Here is a 4,278-nt window from a genome sequence, read left to right as displayed (position 1 = left end):
GCCTGCGCCACCGGTGCCAGTTCCCCCGCCGCCGCCCGCGCTCTCTGGGCGACCGTCGCGCAGTTCGGTGGTGGTGTCGAGCAGGTTCACGCCGTCGCGCGTCGCCCAGCGACTCGCCTCCGCGATGGTGACGAGCGTGCCACCAGCCGAGACCCAGTCCTTCAGGCGCTGCAGCGCCGGGCCGCCGAGGCCCTGCGTGTAGTTGCCGGACGGCAACACGACAACATCGAAGCGCGTCAGGTCGGCCATCATGAACGCGCTGACACGGACGGCCGTGACGCGCTGGCCGAACCGCCGCTCCAGCACGTAGCGCGCCCAGCCGGCACTCTGCGACGAGACCGGCGCGTCCCACGCCAGCAGCACACGCGGCGCCTTCAGCGGCACGACCCTGTTGCTCCCGAGCGAGATCCCCGCCTCGGTGAACGCGGAATCCACCGCCACGATCTCGGCCCGGTGCTCGGTCGCCAGGCGAGACAGGACGGCGGTCGTGTCGGCCGGGTTCTCCACCGAGCGGACGATGGCCGTCCCCGCCGGGTAGGTGCGCCCGGCGAGGGTGAAGCTTTCGTCGGCAAATCGCAGGCGCAGCCCCGCCGCTTGCGCGGCCACCACCAGGCGCGCCGTCCCGATGCCCCACGGCATGACGTACCCCACCTTCGCCGCCGGCAGCGTCACCGCCGGCGGGGCGGCCATCGGCTGCGTCCGCACCGTCGTCAGGGGACGGTCGAACGGCACGACGTCGACGTCGTAGGCCGAGGGCAGATGCCACCCGGTCACGTCGTACATCTGGTCGGGCAGCCGCTTCCGGCGACGACGGTCCTGCTCCGTGACGAACGCCGCGGGCTGGGCGACCGACGGGTCGAGGAGGTTCTGCAGCAGGCGGCCGGCCGGCTGCGCCGCAGGCACCACATAGGTCCCGGCGGCCAGGGTCCGCGCGCCGACGGTGATCGCCTCGGTGGACTGCGACACGTCGAACCCCTGGTCGCGCAGCAACTGCGCGAAGCGGTGCGCGCGTGCCGGGTCGGCGCCGACCGGCACCAGCCACGCCCTGGTGCTGCCCTTCTCGCCATCGGTGATGGCGCTGCGGCGGTAGGCGACGAAGTCGCGCAGCAACGGCTGCCGATTGGCCGCCGACGTGGCCAGGGTGGTCATCGCGGCGGTGAAGTGGCGCAGCACGCCGTCGCGATAGGTCAACTGGTCGCCATCGGACCGTCGCCACACCAGCCCGCGCGCCGACGCCATCTCGTAGGTCATGCCGATGGCGCCGTGGAAGATCGGCCACGACTCGCCATACCCGGGGTAGAACGAGTCGTAGACCTCGCGATTGAAGTAGGCGAAGCCGCGCTCGTCGAACTTCGCGGCGTTGGCCTTGCCGATGGTCGAGAACCAGCCGATCTGCTGCGGCGTGATGTGCGGATTGAGGGGGTCGGCGGGCGGCGCGAAGTAGTACGACGAGTCACCGCTCATCTCGTGCAGGTCGACGACCACCTGGGGAAACCACTGCAGGAAGAAGCGGGTCCGGCCGCGCGTCTCGAGCTGCGACTGGGCGAACCAGTCGCGGTTCATGTCGAACAGGTAGTGATTGGACCGGCCGCCCGGCCACGGCTCGTTGTGCTCGGCGGCGAACGGCTCGGCATCGGGCCACGGGCCCATCGCCTGGGTGTTGGACGCCACGAAACGCGCCCGGCCATCCGGGTTCTCGAGCGGGTCGATGAGGACGAGCGTCTCGCGCAGGATGCGCGTGACGTCCGGATCGTCCTGCGCGGCCAGCAGGTGATACGCCTCGAGCAGCGCGGCATCCACCGAGGAGATCTCGTTGCCGTGCACCGCGTGCATCAGCCACACCGCGACGGGCAGCGACGCGACCAGGGTCGCCTCCTCGCCGGCGGCCAGACCACGCGGGTCGGCCAGGCGCTGCAGGCCCTTCTGCACGGCGTCGAGTTGCGCCATGCGTTCGGCCGACGCGATGGCCAGCACGACGAGCGGCCGGCCTTCCCACGTGCGCCCGTACTCGATCAGCCGGGTTCGCGTCGGCGCCGCCTGCGCCAGCGCCTTCACGTAGGTGATGACGCCATCCGGCGGCGTGATCGCCGCGCCGGGCTCGTGCCCGAGCACCTGCGCGAGCGTGGGAATCGTCACGTCGTAGCGCACGCCTGGGGCGAAGGGCGCTGGCGCAGCGGAGGCGGCCGGCGCCTGTGCCAGAGACGACGAGGCCGTCATGCCGGTGAGCATGACGGCCAGGGAATACGCGAGGATCCGGGTGTTCACAGATAGCCCTGAAGGTGACGCTCGAGGAGCGCCCTGGTCGCCTTGATGCCCTCGTGCTCGCCGAGGGTGGTCCCCTCGTACTCGATGCCGATGAACCCGCGGTACTTCGAGGCGATGACGATGTCGAGCATCTTCTTGTAGTCGGTGTGCGTCTCGTTGCCCTGGGCGTCGAAATCGTGGGACTTCGCGCTGACCCCCTTGGCAAACGGCATGAGCTCGGTCACGCCCTTGTAGCGGTCGTACTCGACCTCGCGGCTGACCCGGAAATTGCCGAAGTCGGGCAGCGTCCCCACACCGGGCATGCCCACCAGCGTCATCACGCCGGCCAGCCACTCGCCGTTGCTCGAGAGCCCGCCGTGGTTCTCGACGATGACGTGGATGCCCTGCGAGGCGCCGTACTCCCCCACCCGGCGGAGCCCGTCGGCCGCCAGCTTCTGCTGCTCGGCGTACTCGCCCTGACTGGCGGCATTGACCCGGATGGCGTGGCAGCCGAGGAACTTCGCCGCGTCGATCCACGGCTTGTGGTTCTCGACCGCCTTGCCGCGCGCCGCCGCGTCGGGGGCGCCGAGCATCCCCTCGCCGTCGATCATGATCAGGACGTTCTTCAGGCCGAACCCCTCGGCCCGCGACTTGAGGTCCGACAGATAGGCCGTGTCCCTGGCCTTGTCCTTGAAGAACTGGTTGACGTACTCGAGGCCGGTCACCCCGAACTCCTGCTTCGCCAGCCGCGGGAAGTCGAGGTTCGTGATCTCCTTCTTGAAGAGCGCCTTGTGCAGCGACCACTCCGCGAGCGAGATCGCGAAGCGACCCTTCTCGGGGGCGTAGCGGGCGAAGGAGAGGTCGGCGGTGGCGATCGCGGCACCCGCGATCGAGGCAGTTCTCAGAAAATGACGTCGCGTCAGCATGGCAGGCTCCGGTTTTGCCCCTCATTTCGCCACGCCGGTCCGTGGCCTGTCAAAGCTATACTGCGCGCCGGCGCCTCCACGCACCTCGATGATCGGCACACGACTCGGGCAGTACCGCATCGACGCCCTCCTGGGCCAGGGCGGCATGGGGGCCGTGTATCTCGCCACCGACGAGATGCTCGGCCGCCAGGTCGCGATCAAGGTCCTGCGCGACGACGTCGACACGCAGGGCACGGCGACCGAGCGCTTCCGCAGCGAAGCCCAGATCCTCGCCCGCCTCGACCATCCCCAGATCCTGCGGCTGTACGGCTTCTCGCAGCACGATGGCGTGCTGTACATGGTCACCGAGTTCGTGCGGGGCGAGGCGCTGCTCCGCCACCTCGAACGCGGCACCCCCCTCGACACGCCGCAGGTGCTCGAATGGGCCGGCCAGGTCCTCGAGGCCCTGGACTACGCGCACGGGCTCGGGGTCGTGCATCGCGACATCAAGCCGGCCAACATCCTGATCGACGAGCGCAATCGCGCCCGGTTGCTCGACTTCGGCATCGCCCGCATCGTCGGCACCGACGGCCCGACGCAGACCGGCCATGCCGTCGGCACCCTGACCTACATGGCGCCAGAGCAGGTGCTCGACGAACCGATCGACGGCCGCGCCGACATCTACGCCTTCGCCGTCGTCCTGTGCCAGATGCTCGCGGGACGACGTCCGTATCGCAGCACGACGACGGCGGGCCTGATCCGCGAGATCGTGGATGGTCCGTCACCGGACTTCGCCGTGCTCCTGCCGCCGCACACCGCGATGTTCGCCCCGGCCCTCACGCGGGCGCTGGCGCGGCGCCCGGCCGACCGCACGCCGACGGCCGGCCAACTGCGTCAGGAGTTGATGGCGGTGGCCCCGGTGGCGCGACCGCCACTGCCGCTGGACGAGACGGTCGTCGCCACCGAGGCCGCCCCCCCGACCGATCCCGATCGCACGGTGCCGGTGCCTCCGCCTCTCGCCCACCCGCGGCGCCCCTGGGCGCTGGCCTGGGGGGTGCCCGCGGCCGTGCTGCTCGCGGTCGGCGCCGCCGGCTGGTACGCCCTGGCCCCGGGCCCAGGTCGCCCCGAG

At 70.7% G+C, this 4,278-nt stretch carries 3 protein-coding genes; 1 reads left to right on the top strand and 2 read right to left on the bottom strand.

What is annotated here, in order from left to right; genetic code table 11:
• Together Q0C41_RS30180 and Q0C41_RS30175 are read right to left on the bottom strand one after the other, a co-directional pair.
• Positions 1-2,265, bottom strand: a 2,265-nt coding sequence (locus tag Q0C41_RS30180) for a M14 metallopeptidase family protein (RefSeq protein WP_291990532.1), incomplete at its 3' end; no start/stop codon positions are given.
• A complete protein-coding gene (locus Q0C41_RS30175) occupies positions 2,262-3,170 on the bottom strand; it encodes a TIM barrel protein (protein ID WP_291990529.1) in 909 nt (302 codons plus the stop codon). The genes Q0C41_RS30175 and Q0C41_RS30180, both read right to left, overlap by 4 nt.
• Positions 3,171-3,258: 88 nt before the next feature.
• Here Q0C41_RS30175 and Q0C41_RS30170 point away from each other — a divergent pair.
• On the top strand, positions 3,259-4,278 hold a 1,020-nt coding region (locus Q0C41_RS30170), incomplete at its 3' end, for a serine/threonine-protein kinase (RefSeq protein ID WP_291990527.1).

This window comes from Luteitalea sp. (assembly GCF_022842525.1).
GTDB lineage: Bacteria > Acidobacteriota > Vicinamibacteria > Vicinamibacterales > Vicinamibacteraceae > Luteitalea.
This window is presented reverse-complemented; position numbering and strand designations above follow the sequence as displayed.

Excerpts from the sequence above, each read along its gene's own strand:
- Q0C41_RS30175 (WP_291990529.1), bottom strand. The coding sequence starts at position 3,170 with ATGCTGACGCGACGTCATTTTCTGAGAACTGCCTCGATCGCGGGTGCC.